The 17,537-nt window shown below is 60.2% G+C and carries 16 protein-coding genes; 7 read left to right on the top strand and 9 right to left on the bottom strand.

Annotation, left to right across the window (positions count from 1 at the left end; genetic code table 11):
• Positions 1-6 precede the first annotated feature (6 nt).
• A complete protein-coding gene (locus tag Q4481_RS02595; protein WP_304374698.1) occupies positions 7-378 on the top strand; it encodes a helix-turn-helix domain-containing protein in 372 nt (123 codons plus the stop codon).
• Complete coding sequence (locus Q4481_RS02590) at positions 375-698, top strand: hypothetical protein (RefSeq protein ID WP_304374697.1); 324 nt, start codon at positions 375-377, stop codon at positions 696-698. The genes Q4481_RS02595 and Q4481_RS02590 overlap by 4 nt, the downstream gene beginning before the upstream one ends.
• A gap of 405 nt (positions 699-1,103) precedes the next feature.
• Here Q4481_RS02590 and betB read toward each other — a convergent pair whose 3' ends face one another.
• Entirely contained in the window at positions 1,104-2,567 is a 1,464-nt protein-coding gene (gene betB, locus Q4481_RS02585) for a betaine-aldehyde dehydrogenase (RefSeq protein WP_304374696.1), read from the bottom strand.
• Positions 2,568-2,777: 210 nt separating this feature from the next.
• On the opposite strand from betB, the gene Q4481_RS02580 reads away from it, so the two are divergent.
• Positions 2,778-3,254, top strand: coding sequence for a group III truncated hemoglobin (locus Q4481_RS02580; RefSeq protein WP_304374695.1), 477 nt, complete (start codon positions 2,778-2,780; stop codon positions 3,252-3,254).
• Between the two features lie 10 nt (positions 3,255-3,264).
• On the opposite strand, the gene Q4481_RS02575 is transcribed toward Q4481_RS02580, so the two are convergent.
• The 4 genes from Q4481_RS02575 to betC form a co-directional block, all read right to left on the bottom strand.
• A complete protein-coding gene (locus Q4481_RS02575; RefSeq protein WP_304374694.1) occupies positions 3,265-4,491 on the bottom strand; it encodes a calcium-binding protein in 1,227 nt (408 codons plus the stop codon).
• A 60-nt stretch (positions 4,492-4,551) separates the two neighbouring features.
• Positions 4,552-5,547 (bottom strand): helix-turn-helix transcriptional regulator, encoded by a 996-nt coding sequence (locus Q4481_RS02570; RefSeq protein ID WP_304374693.1) that lies wholly within the window; start codon positions 5,545-5,547, stop codon positions 4,552-4,554.
• A 244-nt stretch (positions 5,548-5,791) separates the two neighbouring features.
• Positions 5,792-6,049 carry a DUF1344 domain-containing protein gene (locus Q4481_RS02565; RefSeq protein ID WP_304374692.1) on the bottom strand — a complete coding sequence of 86 codons (258 nt, stop codon included), beginning with the start codon at positions 6,047-6,049 and terminating at the stop codon, positions 5,792-5,794.
• Between the two features lie 289 nt (positions 6,050-6,338).
• The gene (betC, locus tag Q4481_RS02560; protein WP_304374691.1) at positions 6,339-7,856 is read right to left on the bottom strand and encodes a choline-sulfatase; all 1,518 of its coding nucleotides are present in this window, start codon (positions 7,854-7,856) and stop codon (positions 6,339-6,341) included.
• A gap of 173 nt (positions 7,857-8,029) precedes the next feature.
• Between betC and Q4481_RS02555 the strand changes: the two genes are divergently transcribed.
• The 4 genes from Q4481_RS02555 to Q4481_RS02540 all read left to right on the top strand — a co-directional run bounded on the left by Q4481_RS02555 (position 8,030) and on the right by Q4481_RS02540 (position 12,502).
• Positions 8,030-8,926: a choline sulfate utilization transcriptional regulator gene (locus Q4481_RS02555; RefSeq protein ID WP_304374690.1), complete on the top strand. Its 897-nt coding sequence runs from the start codon at positions 8,030-8,032 to the stop codon at positions 8,924-8,926.
• Positions 8,927-9,044: 118 nt separating this feature from the next.
• A complete protein-coding gene (locus Q4481_RS02550; protein ID WP_304374689.1) occupies positions 9,045-10,859 on the top strand; it encodes a bifunctional diguanylate cyclase/phosphodiesterase in 1,815 nt (604 codons plus the stop codon).
• An 82-nt stretch (positions 10,860-10,941) separates the two neighbouring features.
• Entirely contained in the window at positions 10,942-11,943 is a 1,002-nt protein-coding gene (locus tag Q4481_RS02545; protein ID WP_304374688.1) for an NAD(P)H-quinone oxidoreductase, read from the top strand.
• Positions 11,944-11,995: 52 nt separating this feature from the next.
• Positions 11,996-12,502, top strand: coding sequence for an SRPBCC domain-containing protein (locus Q4481_RS02540; RefSeq protein WP_304374687.1), 507 nt, complete (start codon positions 11,996-11,998; stop codon positions 12,500-12,502).
• A gap of 21 nt (positions 12,503-12,523) precedes the next feature.
• Here Q4481_RS02540 and Q4481_RS02535 read toward each other — a convergent pair whose 3' ends face one another.
• From Q4481_RS02535 to Q4481_RS02520, 4 genes are all read right to left on the bottom strand, one after another.
• Entirely contained in the window at positions 12,524-13,213 is a 690-nt protein-coding gene (locus Q4481_RS02535) for a response regulator (RefSeq protein ID WP_304374686.1), read from the bottom strand.
• Entirely contained in the window at positions 13,201-14,694 is a 1,494-nt protein-coding gene (locus Q4481_RS02530) for an ATP-binding protein (protein WP_304374685.1), read from the bottom strand. Before Q4481_RS02530 ends, Q4481_RS02535 begins: the two co-directional genes overlap by 13 nt.
• 39 nt (positions 14,695-14,733) lie before the next feature.
• Positions 14,734-16,635 (bottom strand): potassium transporter Kup, encoded by a 1,902-nt coding sequence (locus tag Q4481_RS02525; RefSeq protein WP_304374684.1) that lies wholly within the window; start codon positions 16,633-16,635, stop codon positions 14,734-14,736.
• A gap of 134 nt (positions 16,636-16,769) precedes the next feature.
• On the bottom strand, positions 16,770-17,537 hold the full coding sequence (locus tag Q4481_RS02520; protein ID WP_304374683.1) for an enoyl-CoA hydratase: 768 nt from the start codon (positions 17,535-17,537) through the stop codon (positions 16,770-16,772).

Here is a 17,537-nt window from a genome sequence, read left to right as displayed (position 1 = left end):
CACAGAATGGGTAATATTCAGCGCCTCACGCTCGACGGTAAAAACTATGTTCTTTTGAGCGAGGATGATTTCGAGGACCTGATCGATGGTCTGAAGGCGGATGCAATCAAAGCCCGTATCGCTGCTGGCGAAGAGACTTGGCCGGCAGAACTTGTCTATGAACTGTTTGAAACCGACAGCCGCATCAGGACTTTCCGCAAATATCGCGGTATGACCGCGAGCCAACTGGCCACCGCTGCCGGTATTTCCCAACCCTATCTGTCGGACATCGAAACCGGCAAGAAGACTGGCTCTGTCGATGTGCTCAAGCGTATTGCGATAGCGCTCAAGGTCGATCTCGTTGATCTGGTGGCTTCGGAGCAGGACGATCAAGCATGAGCGATCCGAAGACGCGCGAGCGCCGGTCGCCACCGGGCGATAAACAGCTCTCTCTGGAGAGAGACTGCCGCAATGGCTATGGCGAGAACAGCAAGGCATCCCGGAAAAACATTCCTCTTTTCAAAGCTCAGTCGAACCGGCGCGGAAGACATGGCGCCAGGATTGCTGTGAATGCGATGCTGGACGACGATGCTTTGCAGGCCGAACGAATGCTTCTGCTTGCCGATCACAAGGCGTTGAAACCGGCCAAACGCAAAGATCCTGACCGCCCACTTGGTGAAACGCTCGCCCGGAAAGAAAAGGCCTTGCGGCGTGAATGAGCCAAGCTGCCGACGGTCTCGACGCCAGCGCGGAGCCTGAGCCTACGATGATGAAATCAGCTTGCATGTTCATACCCTGCCTGCCTTTTGTGTGGCCGCCTAATGTGGGGTTTTACCCCTCACCAACTTCGGCCAAAGGTTCGCTGCGCTTCACCTGGCCTTTTTGCCCTCGCACGGTTCGCGCTCCGGCCTTGTTCGCTCAAAACAACATTGTTGTTTTGTCCGGCTTCGCCGGCCTCTGCCAAGCCTCTCCCGCAAGGGGAGAGGTAAATCCGCGGTACCGCCTCAACCAACTCGAAGCCGCACTTGCGGCACCCTACCTCTCCCCTTGCGGGAGAGGATAGCAAGTCCGCAAGAGGCAAAGCCGATTGCATGGACGCGCTTGGTGAGGGGTGCTCTACCTAATCAATACGGCGCCTCGCACTTGCCCATGGCGACATAGACCGTCTTCAGTTCCGAATAATGTTCGATGGCAGCGAGCGAATTTTCGCGACCGAAACCGGACTGCTTGACGCCGCCGAAGGGAATTTCGACCGGGCAGAGATTGTAGGTGTTGATCCAGAAGGTACCGGCCTCGATCTGGTCGGCCATGCGGTGGGCGCGGGCCAGATCGGCGGTAAAGACGCCGCCAGCGAGACCGAATTCCGACGCATTGGCGCGTTCGACGACTTCCGCTTCATTCGCGAAATCCAGGACGCACATGACCGGCCCGAAGATTTCCTCGCGCGCAATCGTCATGTCGTCCGTGACATCGGCAAACACGGTTGGCTGGACATAGCAGCCTTCAGCCGAAACCGAATTGGGAATCGAGCCACCGGTGACGAGTGTGGCGCCTTCGGCCTTGCCCTTTTCGATATAGGCGAGGATCTTTTCCTGCTGGGCGCGGTTGATGACCGGACCCATCTGGGTCGCCTCATCTTCCGGATCGCCGATCAGGATCGCTTCGGTGCGGGCTTTGAGCCGGGTCAGGAACTTGTCCTTGATGCCCTTCTGAACGAAGACGCGGGTGCCGTTGGAGCAAACCTGGCCGGTCGAATAGAAATTGCCCAGCATGGCGCCGGAAATCGCGCTTTCGACATCGGCATCGTCAAAAACGATCATCGGCGACTTGCCGCCGAGTTCCATCGTCACATGCTTGAGATGGCCTGCAGCGGCTTCCGCCACCTTGCGGCCGGTCGGCACCGAGCCCGTGAGCGACACTTTATTGACATCGGGATGATTGACCAGCTGCGGGCCGGTGGAGCGATCTCCCTGGATGACGTTGTATAGCCCCTTAGGCAGACCGGCCTCGATGAGGATCTCGGCGATCTTGAGCGCACCGAGCGGCGTGTTTTCCGAAGGCTTGAACACCATGGCATTGCCGCAGATCAGCGCCGGCGCGCCCTTCCAGCAGGCGATCTGCTGGGGATAGTTCCAGGCGCCGATGCCGACGCAGACGCCGAGCGGAATACGTTTTGTGTAGGCCCAGTCGCCGCCGAGCGGAATATGCTCGCCATTGAGGGCGGAGGCCGCGACGCCACCGAAATATTCGAACGCATCGGCACCCGAGGTCGGATCGGCGACGATCGTTTCCTGGATCGGCTTGCCGGTATCGAGCGTCTCGAGTTCGGAGAGCTCACGGTTGCGTTCGCGCATGATCTGGGCAGCGCGCTTGAGGATGCGACCGCGCGCCGTCGGGCTCATCGCCGCCCATTCCACCTGCGCACGCTTGGCAGAGGCGATGGCGCGTTCAATGATCGCCGGCGTGGCGGCATGGAGACGCGCGATCACCTCACCGGTTGCGGGATAGACGCTGTCGAAAGGGGTGCCGGCAGTATCCTCGACATACTCCCCATCGATGAAATGGCTGGCTTTGGGCTGTGCGCGCATCGTCTACCTCGGTCTGGAATGGTTTCGGGATGGTCCCCTCAGCCTAGCATATAGCCGTGACATTGCGACGATACCGTTTTTGCCGGGGCCAGATTCCGTTCCGTTTGCGACACGAAGGCTTCGCTAGCGAAACGATGTCGCTTTGCCGCATCGAAATCCGGGCGAGAAGGGTCTAAAATCCGCGCCGGATCAGAACGGATTGGATTCGACATGCAGATTGCCGAGAGCCGCACAGGCAAGACGATCGTGATCGATGGCGTCGCGCTGCCCGACATGCTGGACGAGGCGATGATCCGGGCGGTTGTGCATGGTTTCTACGATGCCATCCGCAAGGATGACCTTATCGGGCCGATCTTCGCCGCCCATATTCCGGATGCGGACTGGCCGCGCCATCTCGACAAGATGAGCGATTTCTGGTCGGCAACGCTGCTTCGCACCGATCGCTACGATGGAAGGCCGCTGCCGCCGCATCTTAGCCTTGATGGTCTGGGGGAAGCGCATTTCCGTCGCTGGCTCCTCCTGTTCCGACAGGCCGTGCGCCGGCTTTGCCCGCCGGAAGTGGCGCAGCTGTTCGTCAACCGCGCCCTCAGGATCGCCCACAGTTTCCGGCTCGCGATCGCCTTCCATCATGGCGAGGATACGATTTCGATCGCACCGATTTCGGAAGAAGAGATCCGGGTCGATTGACCCGGTTCAGTCAGAACAGAAAATCGCTTCTGTCGAGTTCGTTGCGGTCGACATCGACCAGGCGCAGGCTATCGGAGCCGGCGCGGATGACGAGATCGTCGCCATCGACGGTGAGATGCGCCTTTACGTCGAAGAGATTGGAGGTGTTGGCCCAGCCCGAGAGATCGATACGGTCCCTGCCATTCTCGAAATCCAGGATCTGGTCACGCCCATCGCCATCGCCGAAAATGAAGATGTCGGCATTAGCGCCGCCGCGCATCTTGTCGGCACCGGCATGGCCCCAGAGATGATCGTTGCCATCGCCGCCCCTGAGAATGTTGTTGGCGACATTGCCTTCGAGGCGGTTGTCGAGCCCATTACCGTTGCCATCGATATTCTTGTTTCCGATCAGGAAAAGCTGTTCGACATTGGCGTTCAGATCATAGCTGACGGTTGAGAAGACACTGTCGCGCCCGGCCCCGAACCCTTCGATCAGCTGCAGGCCGGCTTTCGAGGTGAGAAGCGTATCACCACCGCCACCGCCATAGATATTGCCGAACATCTTGCCGCCGCGGCCATCAAAGCTGTCGCTGCCAAGGCCAAGCCTTACATCGCCCTGGATCTCGCCGGAATTGACGAGAACATCCGAGCCATCACCACCGGTATAGGCCATATCGTCACCATCGAGCAGGCCGCGATTGACGATACGGATATACTCATTGTCGGCGGTCGAGGCGTTTATGGCATCGCCCGTCGACGAGATCACGCCGCCATCCCGATTGACAAGGGCTGTGACACCCGATGGACCCGAGAGCAGATTGCCGCCAAAAATGAAGACGGCCGTATCGCCGCCGATCGAGCCGAAATTGGAGATGGTGGAACCGACATTGCCATCCATATAGACGCCATAGCCATTGGCGATGGCGCCAAAAATGGCGCCGTGATTGACCAGCGACTGCGACGTGCCGAACAGTTCCACGCCGTAAAACCCTTCAACGACACCAGACGTAGCGATGCCGATATCGGTGTTCGAGCCTTCCGCCAGGATGCCGGCGGCCTGATCATCCATCGCACTGCTGGCTTTGACGAAACCGGCAATGTCGATCAGGTTGGAGGCCGCGCCGCTCGTTTCGTGTATCCCATCGGCTGCGCCGGAATTGATCACGCCGCTGGAGCGGACCATCCAGGTGTCGGCCGTCGTCGAAATAGTCCAAGTGGTGGTGATGGTGGTGGTGAGCTGATGCAACTGAAGGGTCATGTCGTCTCTCCTCTTGGGGTGACGGCATGTTCATCGCGGGGCTCTGGTTCCGCAATTACCCTAAAAGGGTCCTGTTCCCCGGGGAACAGCACGATCGGCAATCGGACGCAACTCCTGCGGATGCTGTTTGAGATAGCTGATCAGGTGGCGGCGTTTCTCGGTGCCGCGTCCCGGAGAGGATCCGTGCCCGAGCGCGCGACCCATCATGACCTGAGGCGCGCGATCGGCGACGCGGTCATAGATCAGCTTCCAGGTGCGCTTGACGGTATTGATCGAGAGGCCGAGCGTTTCGGCAATGTCATCATCGGTCATGGCATCGCAGGCGAGTTCGAGCAGCGCGCGTTGTGCGGCGGAGAAACGGATGATCGGCGGGCTGTGGGCCATCAGTTGGGCGGTGATCGAATCGGGAAACAGCGGTAGATCGTCATCGCGGCGGCGGTGCGTCACCACAAATTCGACACCCGGCAACGGATAACGCGCCACTTCCCGCATGCCGGAACTGATGAGAACACTGGCGACCGGCTCGGGATCCTCCCGGACGATCTGTCGAAGATTGAAGCCGGAATGGGCCTCGACGAAATGCGCGATGGCCCGCGCAAGCAGCGCGCGGCAGTTGGGATCATCCGGATTTTCATAGCGATGGGCGAAGCCGAGAACCATGAGGTTCAATCCCTCGCCCCCATTGGCGGCGGCGATCTCGGCTTCCTTGAGCAGAAGTCCGTCTTCACCGGAGCAGACGCGGCCAAGCATGTCGAGCGCGCCCTCGGGCCGACCGGCCTCCATCAGCGCGGCGACGGCACGATCCGTGACAAAGGCACTGAAGCCGACAGCCGACAGCAAGATAGAGCCGTTATCCTGGCCGTGAATTTCCTCGATCATGCCACCGCGCAATGAACCCGCGCGGAGGTGACGGGCAACCGGTTCCGCCCATAAAGTGGCCCCCACATCGCGACGCCAGAGGAAACATTCGAGAAAGCCCAGAAGCGCCAGGGCATCTTCGGGTCGCGCCATTCGCCCGCGGATGGCAACCGGGCCCTGCATCCGCTCAAACGCCAATCGACACCTCCAGAGCCGCCGGAAAACCAACGCAAGCAAGACCTTTCGCCGCTCTATTGTCAACTCATACCAAGCGTCAAGAAAGCAGTCGGGAAGAAAAACTAAAGTCGAAAGGGATTTAACTGTGCATACGCATGAAAAGTGAGAGGAAATTCGAAACAGACCTATCGTTTTTTCTGTTTATACAAGGTGGCGATGGCGCCACACATGGTGAGAACCACGTGTGGCGCCCCGGGATCAGAACTCAGTGGACGATGGTCACCATCTCGGCCTGGAGCTTCTTTCCTGCCTTCTCATAGGCCACCTTGACCTTCTCGCCGGTCTTGATGCCCGGATCCTTGAAGTTCACCGGCAGGACGAACTGGTCGCCGTTCTTGAGCGTGAGCGACTTGCCCGCGACATAGGACTTGACGGTACCGGTCATCGACTGCGTCGCAGCATAGGCGGCAGGAATGGCAGCAACGGTGGAGAGAACAACAACAGATGCAAAAAGAGCGCGCATGGCACTATCCTCTTTGATATCTACCGCACGAAAGGTTTCGATGGCCGTGCGGGGTCGACTGGAAACGTCTGAAACTGTCGCGTCGCACGTTCTGTTTTTCGTGCCGGCTGCTTCCGTTTCCGAGGATGATTTCTATTCGGTTTCTCTATTTTCTCAACTTAATTATTTTTAACATGTTCTTATTTTGTATTCATCTATATTTAATATTTACTATTCCTATCCTTGCCGCAATTGACCAAATTCGCCGCGATTGCGGCGAATTATTGACAGATGGCAGATTGCGACAAATTCACTCGCCGCGCGGATAACGCTTCTCGCCCTCGAGATTGTCGAGATTCATGTGGTTGCGCATGTAGCGCTCGGAAGCCTTCTGCAGCGGCTGGTAATCCCAGGGGAAATAAGCGCCGTTGCGCAGCGCTTCATAGACGATCCAGCGGCGCGCCTGGCTTTCGCGCACCTCGGCATCGAAACGGGCCATGTCCCAGCGGGCCGCGCGTTTGGCCCGGAAGGTGGCCAGAATGTCGGCGTGGGCCGGATCGTTGGCGAGATTGTTGAGCTCGTGCGGATCGTTGGCGAGATCGTAAAGCTGCTCGGGGTCGAGTGCGCAATAGACATATTTCCATTTGCCTTCGCGAATGCCGACCAGCGGCGCGTAGGAGGCTTCGGCGGCATATTCCATAAGCACCGGCTCGGTGCGTCCCCTGCCCTCGAGCATGCCCTTGAGGCTGACACCATCGGTCCAGGGCATGATATCGGCAATGTCGATGCCGGCGAGATCGCAGAGCGTGGGGGCGACATCGAGATTGGAGGTCGGGGTTTCATGCCGGCCGGCGGTGACACCGGGACCGGCGATCATCAGCGGTACGCGCGCCGAGCCCTCGAAGAAGTTCATCTTGAACCAGAGACCACGCTCGCCCAGCATATCGCCATGGTCGGAGCAGAAGAAGATCAGCGTCTCATCGAGCATGCGGGTGCGCGTGAGCGTATCGACAAGTTCGCCGACCTTGTCGTCGAGATAGCTGATATTGGCGAAATAGGCGCGGCGTGAGCGGCGGATATCTTCCTCGGTGATGTCGAAGCTCGCATAGTCGCAGGATTTCAGGATCCGTTCGGAATGGGGATCCTGAAAATCGAGCATGCCGACCTCCGGCAGCAGATGCGGGCAATCCTCGTAGAGATCCCAGTATTTGCGGCGCGCGACATAGGGATCATGCGGATGGGTGAAGGAAACGGTGAGGCACCAGGGACGGCGGTCGGCGTCATCGTTTTCACGCGAAAGCTGGTAGATCTTCTGGTTGGCGAAAAAGGCGACCTCGTCGTCATATTCCATCTGGTTGGTGATTTCGGCCACGCCGGCGCCGGTGACAGAGCCCATATTGTGATACCACCAGTCGATCCGCTCGCCGGGCTTGCGATAGTCCGGCGTCCAGCCGAAATCGGCCGGATAGATATCGGTGGTCAGCCGTTCCTCGAAACCGTGCAGCTGGTCGGGACCGACGAAATGCATCTTGCCGGAAAGGGCGGTGTAATAGCCGGCGCGGCGGAGATGATGGGCGAAGGTGGGAATGGCCGAAACATATTCGGCGGCATTATCATAGACCCGGGTGCGCGAGGGCAGCTGGCCAGCCATGAAGGAGGCACGCGCCGGCGCGCACAGCGGCGAAGATGTGTAATTGTTGGCAAAACGCGCAGACCGGGCCGCAAGCACCTTCATGTGCGGCGCATGGAGAAACTCGGCCGGCCCATCGGGAAAGAAGGTGCCGTTCAGCTGATCGACCATGATGATGAGAATGTTGGGACGAGCCATTGGAGACCTCCTGCCGCTTTTGCATTTCCGTTTCGGTTCAAAGACTGGCTTTCGTTGGGTCGGAAACCGATCCTTCGATCTTGCCATTCGAAACCACCTCAAGCAACCTATTGACTATGCATCCGCCCGGCTGTGAAGCGGCAGATTTTCAATGGCGGACCAAAGGATTTCTTATGGCTGAACATCCACTCGATCTTGGCTGGCTGCGCATCTTCGCCGAAGTGGGCAAAAGTGGAAACCTGACGGTTGCCGCGGAACGGCTGAAGCTGACGCAACCGGGCGTGAGCTATCAGATCCGGCGGATCGAGGAACAGCTCGGCGTTCCGCTTCTCATCCGCCATCATCGCGGCATCGATCTCACGCAGGAGGGCAAGCGGCTGCATGCCCTGGCACTCCGACAGGTCGAGGAAATCGACGCGCTCGCCCGCGAGATCCGCGGCACCCGGAACCGTCCGACGGTCAGGCTTCACACCGATTATGCCTTCGCGTCCCTGTGGATGATGCCGCGCATGCAGTCCTTCCGCGATCGCCATCCCGAAATCAACCTGCAGATCATCGCCACCCAGAACCCGGCCGTGCAGGTGAAGGAGACCGATGATGTCTCCGTCACCTTCGGAAGCCGGGCGGAAGCGGGTCCCGGTGCGATCCTGCTTCTCAGCGAACAGGTGACGCCGGTCTGCGCACCGGGATTTGCGGCCCGGCTCACGGAAAATCCCACTATGGCGGATCTCGCACGCACGCGGCTGATCCATCTCGACAATGCCGCCGCCTCCTGGTTCGACTGGAGCCATTATTTCCTGCAACTCGGACACCAGCGGGCGGGAAATCGTGACGAGGGAGACCTGAGCTTCAATACCTATTCGCTGGTGATCCAGGCGGCGATCGGCGAACAGGGTGTGGCGCTCGGCTGGGCGGGTCTCGTCGATCCGCTGATCGAAAGCGGCGTTCTCGTGACTGCCGGACCGACGATTTCGGCAGAGGATCGCGGCTATTGGCTCGTCGCTTCGCCCCGCAAACAGGCTTCGGCCGAAAAGCTTGTCACCTGGCTTCTCGATCACCAATCGCATTGATTGCAGGCTTGAAAACGACACACTCCGTCACAAAAGTTTCATATGCGAGAAACGTTTTATTGAAGATTATCAAACAGTTTTGGCGGCAAACGCTTTATGAATTTTCTTTGGAGCATTCATGCAGACCGCTTCCGAACGCATTGCCTTCCCGATCCGCTATGCCGGTGAGAAGATCCTCACCCTCGGAAAGGCGGTACTCGATTGCGCTTTCCAGCCGATCGTCGAGGTCAATACCGGCGCGGTTTTCGGTTATGAATCGCTGTTGCGCGGCCATGACCGGCTCGATTTTTCCTCGCCGCTCGAGCTGATCGACCGGGTGGCGGAAGGCGGTTTTCTGCTGCAGCTCGACCAGATGATGCTGTCGCGGGCGCTCGCCAAGTTCGCCTCGCTGCCGCATCACCGCTCCACGACCCTGTTCATCAATCTCGATGCGCGGCTGATCCCGGACGGGCTGCAGATGGTCGAGACCCTGCTCAAGCATCTGCGCAACCACGCAATCCCGCCCTCCTCCATCTGTTTCGAACTGTCCGAACGGTTCGACAATACCGCCATCCCGCAGTTCGAAGCGCTGATGCTTCGCCTGCGCCAGTCCGGCTTCAAGATCGCCATCGATGATTTCGGCGTCGGGCGTGCCGAGTTCAAGCTGCTGTGCGATTTCCCCATCGACTATCTGAAGATCGACCGCCATTTCATCGCCGCCATCGATGAATCGCCGAAACGGCAGCATCTCGTCCGCAACATCGTCTCGATCGCGCACACGCTCGGCATCAAGGTCATTGCCGAAGGGGTGGAGACCGAGGGCGAGTTTCTTGCGGCCCGCGAATTCGGCATCGACATGGTGCAGGGCTATTACATCGCCCGCCCCTCGGTGAATATCGACGACCAGAAGCCCTGCTATCCGCATCTCAAGGACCAGTCGAAGCGACGCGTTTCCGGTCGCTCGCTCGACGAACTGCTGATCCTCAAGCAGATCGAAAACCTGCCGACCGTCTTTGAGAACGATCCGGTCGAGAATGTCTTCGAGATGTTTCGCCAGAATCCGGGCCTGAGCTATTTCCCGGTGCTGAATGTCAATGGCGAGCCGCGGGGCATTATCCAGGAAAACCAGCTCAAGGAATATATCTACCACCCGTTTGGCCGCGATCTATTAAAGAACCGCGACTATCTCAGGCCAGTCTCCTATTTCGCGAAGGCAGCACCGATCATTTCGGTCGATTCCGATACCGACGACCTGATCACCGCCTTTGCCAACATGGAAGGCTGCCACTGCGTGATCCTGACCGAGAACATGCGCTACAAGGGCATCATCTCGGCGGCATCGCTGATCAAGGTGCTGAACGAAAAGCAGCTCAAGACGGCGCTCGACCAGAACCCGCTGACCGGCCTGCCCGGCAATCTCGCCATTCTCGATTTCCTGCGTAATGCCTGCAAGGATGGCGACCAGCCGCGCTATCTCTGCTATTGCGATTTCGACAGTTTCAAGCCGTTCAACGATCTTTACGGCTTCCATGCCGGCGACCATGCCATTTCACTGTTTGCCGCCCTGCTGCGTCGCTATTTCTTCCATGACAGCGAGTTCATTGGCCATGTCGGCGGCGACGATTTCTTCATCGGGCTCGATGGCCATTCAGAGGAAGAGATGCTGCATCCGCTCGGCCGGCTGCTCAACGATTTTGCGACCGATGTGCGGGAACTCTATTCGGACGAAGACCGGGCCAACGGTTATGTTCTCGGCCATGACCGCGAAGGCAACGAACGGCGGCTGCCGCTGATGCGCTGCTCGATCGGCGTGCTCGAAATTCCCGAAGGCGTGGTGATCTCCGATCTCGACCGGATCAGTGCCGAGATCGCGCAAGTGAAGGCAGGCGCGAAATCGAGCCCGTCGGGCCTGTGCATTTCCCGCTTCGGCGGACCGGTCTGCATCAACTGCTGAGGTCCGGCGCGACAGATCGATTGGCAAGGCAGCAAGCAGGCTCTATACCGGTCGAACCGAAAGCCGACCGCACGGAGTTTTCATGATGCTGCCCGCCGACATGCGCTTTGTCGATCTTCCCCAACCCGGCCCAGCCGAAAACATGCGGATCGCACGCGGACCGCTGCCGGTGCCGAAAGCCGGGGAATTGCTGCTGCGGGTGGAGGCCGCCGGCGTCAACCGTCCCGATATTGCCCAGCGCCTGGGCACCTACCCGCCACCGGCCGATGCGAGCCCGATCATGGGGCTGGAAGTGGCCGGTGAAGTGGTGGCGATGGGCGCGGATGTGACCGGCTTCAAGCTTGGCGACAAGGTCTGCGCGCTCGCCAATGGCGGTGGCTATGCCGACTATTGCACGGTGCCGGCCGGACAGGCCTTGTTCTGGCCAAAAGGCTATGACGCGATCCGCGCCGCCGCCCTGCCCGAGACCTTCTTCACCGTCTGGGCCAATCTCTTCATGATGGCGGGGCTGAAAGACGGCGAAAGCGTGCTTATCCATGGCGGTTCAAGCGGCATCGGCACGACGGCGATCCAGCTCGCCCATGCGATCGGGGCCAAGGTGTTCACCACCGTCGGCAACGAGGAGAAGGCCGAAGCCTGCCGTGCGCTCGGCGCCGATCGCGCCATCAATTACAAAACTGAGGATTTTGCCGCCATCATCCGCGAGGAAACCCAGAAGCGCGGCGTCGATGTGGTGCTCGACATGATCGGTGCTGCCTATTTCGACCGCAACCTCGCCTCGCTCACCCGCGACGGGCGGCTGTCGATCATCGCATTTCTCGGCGGTGCCGTGGCGGACAAGGCCAACCTCACCCCGATCATGGTCAAACGGCTGAGGGTGATGGGCTCCACCATGCGACCGCGCACCGCAGACGAGAAACGCGAGATCCGCGACGAACTTCTTGCAAAGGTCTGGCCGCTGATCGAAGCCGGTACTGTGGCGCCGGTGATCAACCAGGTGTTCGATTTCACCGAGATCGTCAAAGCCCACCAGCTGATGGAATCCTCCGCCCATGTCGGCAAGATCGTGCTCAAGGTGGGGTGACGAGGCGGCATAAGCAATGCCAGTCGCAAGTTCGATCGAATGGGAGAGGACGATGAACGAGCAACTTGATGGCATGCCGAACCCGATCAGCGTCGAACGCATCGGTGATCGGGAACTCGCGATCACACAGATATTCGATGCGGTTCCAGAGATTGTCTATGAAGCCTGGAGCCAGGCGGAATTGTTTCGGCGCTGGTGGTTTCCGCGATCGGCTACCGGCATTTCCCTGGAAAGTTGCGAATTGGATGTTCGCTCAGGGGGAACCTATCGGCTTGAGTTCCGGTTCGGCCCTTCAGACACCATGGCCTTCCATGGCAGATATCTCGAAGTGGTTCCAAATGAACGGATCGTCTGGACCAATGACGAGGAAGAAGGCGGTGCGGTAACGACGGTGACCTTCGCGGCACAGGACACGAAGACGCGTCTGAACTTCCATGAGATCTATCCTTCCCTGCAGGCGCGAGAAGAGGCAATGGAGGGCTCGGCAGCGGCCTTGCCGGAGCAGCTCATGCAACTGAACGAACTGCTTGCAGGCCTCGGAAGCCAACCCCGGACCTGAATTCGTTGCGGACAGCCTCCCTCACCCTCCCGACCGGAACCGGTAGCCGATGCCGGGTTCGGTGATGATGAAGCGCGGGGCGAGCGGATCATCCTTGAGCTTTTCGCGCAGATGCTGGGTATGGATACGCAGGCTCTGATGACTTTCGACAGCGCGGCGGCCCCAGACATCCTTCATCAGCTGGCCATGGGTGAGCACCTTGCCGGCATGGCGGGTAAGCGCGATCAGCAGCTTGTATTCGATCGGCGTCAGCCGAACTTCCTCGCCGGCCAATGTCACGCGGCGGGCGGCATAATCGATGGAGAGATCGTCCAGAACGAAGCTAGAAACCGGGGGTGAACCGGTATCCGGCCTGCGCCTGAGCGCCACCTTGATGCGGGCGGCCAGTTCGGCGACTGAAAATGGCTTGGTCAGGTAATCGTCGGCGCCGTTTTCCAGTGCCTCGACTTTCTGCGCCTCGGCGTCGCGGGCCGACAGCACGATCACCGGCACCTCGCTCCATTCCCTGAGATCGCGGATGAAATCCTGGCCGTCCTGGTCCGGCAGGCCGAGATCGAGAATGACGAGATCGGGCTTGCGATCGACGATGAGCCGGCGGCCGCTGGCCGCATCGGCTGCCTGCAGCACCGTATGGCCATGATCGCCAAGGGAGATCTCGAGAAAGCGGCGGATCTCCTTCTCGTCCTCGATGACCAGGATCAACTGTCCCATGAGGCTTCCTCCTTCCAGACCGGCAGCGTGAAGAGGAAGGTCGCACCCGGCAGTTCGCCGCCATTGCGGGCCCTTATCGTGCCGCCATGCGCCTCGACAATGCCGCGGCAGATCGCAAGGCCAAGGCCGGTGCCCTTGCGGCTATGGCGATCGCCGGTGCCGGAGCCGATGCGGAAACGTTCGAACACGGTCTCGATCTCGCCTTCCGGCACGCCCGGACCATCATCGCTGACACCAACTTCGACCATCTCGCCCACCCGTTTCAACGACACCACGATGCGCCCCTCGTTTGCCGTATGGGCAATCGCATTTTCGATCAGGTTGACGACCACCTGCTCGACCAGCGCGCCATCGATATCGACGAGCGGAATGGTGCCGACCACCACGGTGCCGATATGGCGGTCGCCGCGGGTTTCGGCAAGCCGACCGATGGCGGCGCCGAGAATTTCCTGCAGCATATAGGCGTCGCGGTTGAGTTTCAGGCCACCTGAGGCAATGGCCGCCACCTTGAGAAGATTGGCAGTGAATGTCTGGAGCTGGCTCACCTGCAGCGACAGGCTGGTGACCTCGTCGAGCGCTTCGCGCGGCAATTTCCGTCGCATGCGCATGAGATTGGACACTGTGCCGCCAAGCACGGTCAGCGGGGTTCTCAGATCATGCGAAAGCGAACTGATGAGCACATTGCGCAGCTTCTCGTTTTCGCTTTCGGCCCGGCTCTTAGCCGCCTCGTCGGCCTGTTTCACCCGGATGACGGCGCCAGCGACGAGCGTGGCGGCCATATCGAGCCAGAGCGGATCGAGTGCGGCAAAGGCAGGGGCTGCAACCCGGTCGGCTGCCAGAAAGCCATGATTATCACCATCGACCTCAAGCCTCTGCAGAAGAATTCCGTCCGAGACAGCGCCTTCGATCGCCATCGTCGCCGCGATGATGGCATCGCGATGGCGTTCGCCGCCCTGCCAGAACCGCTCCCATCCCCCCTCCTTCGGCAGATGCAGGCTGATGTCGCAGCCGAGCGGACCGGAGAGATGGCGCACCATCGACTGGTGGATTTCGGCGAGCGTCCGGGTCGCGGTGAGGTCACGCGAGAGCGCAAGCAGCCTGCGCGTTTCGGCTTGTTCGCGACGCGCGAGCGCGATCGAACTGACCACCGGCCGGGCGATGCCGGCGGCGGCAAGCGAGGTGAGGAAGAGGAAACTCAAGGTGAAATAGCCCGAAGGCCGGAACACTTCGAGCGTGTAATAGGGTTCGACGAACAGGAGATTGTAGGCAAGCGTGCCGACAAGCGTCGAGAAGAGCCCCGGCCCGAGGCCGAGGCGCAATGTCGAGAATACGGTCGCCGTCAGATAAAACAGCGCCACATTGTCGGGATCGACATGATCGCGGAATGGCAGGCCGACGAGCGAGGCGACGAGCGTCGCCAGTCCCGCATAGAGATAGTTGCCGAACCGGTGGCTGCCGCCATCGCGCATGCGATCTGTCATTCCCAGGCTTCCCGTGGCGGAGAGGTCCGCCGCTTCGGACTAAATTGCCACATGCGCCCCCAGTTCCACAACCCGGTTGGAGGGCAGCCGGAAGTAGTCCGACGGATCGGAGGCAATGCCGGACAGCGCGATGAAGAGCTTGTCCTGCCAGGCAGGCATTTCCGAACGCGCGCTCGGAACCAGCTTGCGATGGCCGAGATAGAAGGAGGTGGTCATGATGTCGAACTTCAGGTTCGCGCGCCGGACATGCCCGAGCGCCTGCGAGACGTTCGGCGTATCCATGAAGCCGAAGAACAGGGTGACGACGCTGAAACGATCCGTCAGCCGTTCCACCTCGACCCGCTCTGCGACCGGTACGGTCGGCCGGTTTTCGGTGCGGATGGTGAGGATGATGTTGCGCTCATGCAGAACATGGTTGTGCTTGATGTTGTGCAGCATGGCGCTCGGCACGATCGTGGGATCGGCGGTCAGGAAGACGGCAGTGCCGGCGGCATCGTTGGGCGCGTGGCCGCTGGTTTCCAGCGCGGCGATGAAATCCTTGAGCGGAATGGCATTCGCCCGCACCTTTTCGGTGAGCATGGCCGAACCGCGCCGCCAGGTCCACATGATGACCACGGCGAGGCCGGCAATCAGCACCGGCACATAGCCGCCATCGTGGATCTTCAGGAGATTGGCGGCAAGGAAGGTGAGTTCGAAGGCGGCCAGCGGTACGATGAGGGCAAGTGCTGCCGGCAACGACCAGCGCCAGCCGACACGCAGGAAATCGAAGAACATCAGGGTCGTGACGACCATCGCACCGGTGACCGAGATCCCGTAGGCCGTGGCGAGCGCATCTGACGACTGGAAGATCAGCACCAGAAGCATGACGCCGAACAGCAGCACGCCATTGACCATCGGCAGATAGATCTGGCCGGTATCGGAAGCCGACGTATGGGTGATTTCGAGCCGCGGCAGGAAGCCGAGATGGATGGCCTGAGAGACCAGCGAGAAGGCACCGGTAATCACGGCCTGGCTGGCAATGATGGTGGCGGCGGTGGCAAGCACGATGGCCGGAACCAGCGCCCATTCAGGGAACATCAGGTAGAAGGGGTTTTCGATCGTCGCCGCATCCTGCATGACGAGCGCGCCCTGGCCGAGATAATTGAGGATGAGGGCCGGATAGACGATCGCCAGCCAGGCGAGCTGGATCGGCTTGCGGCCGAAATGGCCAAGATCGGCATAGAGCGCTTCCGCACCGGTCACGGTCAGGAACACCGCACCCAGCACGACGAAACCGGCATAACCGCTATGGGCGAAGAAGATCACGGCTTCAATCGGGTTCAGCGCCTTGAGGATGGCGGGCGCCTCGATGATATGGGAGAGGCCCGCCACCGCCAGCACGAGGAACCAGACGAGCGTGATGGGCCCGAAAGCCTTTGAGACCGCCCCGGTGCCACGCGATTGAACCGCAAAGAGCGCAACAAGAATGACGATCGACAGTGGCAGCACATAGGGCGACAGCGCCGGGGTTACGAGCTTCAAACCTTCGACGGCCGAAAGCACCGAGAGTGCCGGCGTGATCATTGCATCGCCGAGAAAGAGGGCGGCGCCGATGAGGCCCATCAGGAACAGAAACCTCGCCCTTCCAGCCGACAGGCGATGCGCCAGAAGCGCCAGCAGAGACAGGGTTCCGCCCTCGCCATTGTTGTCGGCCTTGAGCAGGAAGAAGACATATTTGAGCGTGACGATGATCGTCAGCGTCCAGATCATCAGTGAGATGATGCCGGTGATTTCCTGCATGGAAACGCCATCGCCGGCGACAGGCCGGATGGCCTCGCGGAAAGCATAGAGCGGACTGGTGCCGATATCGCCGTAGACAACGCCGATGGAACCGAGGGAGAGAACGAGCAGGCGCTTGACCGGAAGATCGGCCGTTGCTGCCGTTGGTGTCGAACTGGACATGATGAACCCATGCTGAAAACGGACTGGCAGTTTACTGCCAGCCTCATTGCCATAGGCTCATCCGCATCTCGGCGGCATAAAGGTTCGCGGCGGGCGTATAAAGATTCCGTAAAGAGACGGATCGCCCTGCCCGTTCAGTGCTTGTCGACGAAGCCCCTGATGCCGGCCCGGGTTTCTGCAAAATCCATATTGTCGGCCATGCGGCCAGCTGCCAGCTGATAGGCGCTGTCGATATCGAGTTCGGCCTGGCGATAGAACAGATCCTTGCCGAGACCGATGGCCTGCGGCTCCTTGGCAGCAATGGCGCGGGCGGCATCCATGACCGCCTGGTCGAGATCTTCCGAGGCGAGTGCCGCATTGATGAGGCCGATTTCCTCGGCGCGTGGCGCCAGGATGAGCCGACCGGTGAGCGCCATGTCGAGCGCCTGCTTGGGGTGGATGGCGCGCGATAGCGCCACCGAAGGGGTGGAGCAGAACAGGCCGAGATTGATGCCGTTGATGCCGAATTTGGCAGAGCGGACGGCATAGGCGAGATCGCAGGTGGCGACGAGCTGGCAGCCGGCGGCAACCGCCGCCCCCTGAACGCGGGCGATCACCGGTTTCGGCAGATGGCGAACCGTTGCCATCAGGCGGGCGCAGCGCTCGAAATGCGCCTTTTGCCAGGCATGTTCCTCATGGCCGAGCATTTCCTCGAGATCATGGCCGCCCGAAAAGATCTTGCCGTTGGCGGTGAGGATGACGACGCGGACCGCATCGTCGTCGGCCGCCGAACGGAGTGCGGCTTCCAGCGCATCCATCATCGCGGCCGAGAGCGCATTGCCCTTGTCGGGCCGGTTCAGCGTGATGGTAGCGATGTGATCGGCCACCGAATAGAGGACGATGTCCTGATTGGTCTCTGTCAT

It is taken from the genome of Fluviirhizobium alvei (genome assembly GCF_030551875.1).
In the GTDB taxonomy this organism is placed as follows: Bacteria; Pseudomonadota; Alphaproteobacteria; order Rhizobiales; family Rhizobiaceae; genus Rhizobium_E; species Rhizobium_E alvei.
Note: the sequence above shows the minus strand (reverse complement) of the source record. Positions and strands in the feature narration are given on the sequence as shown.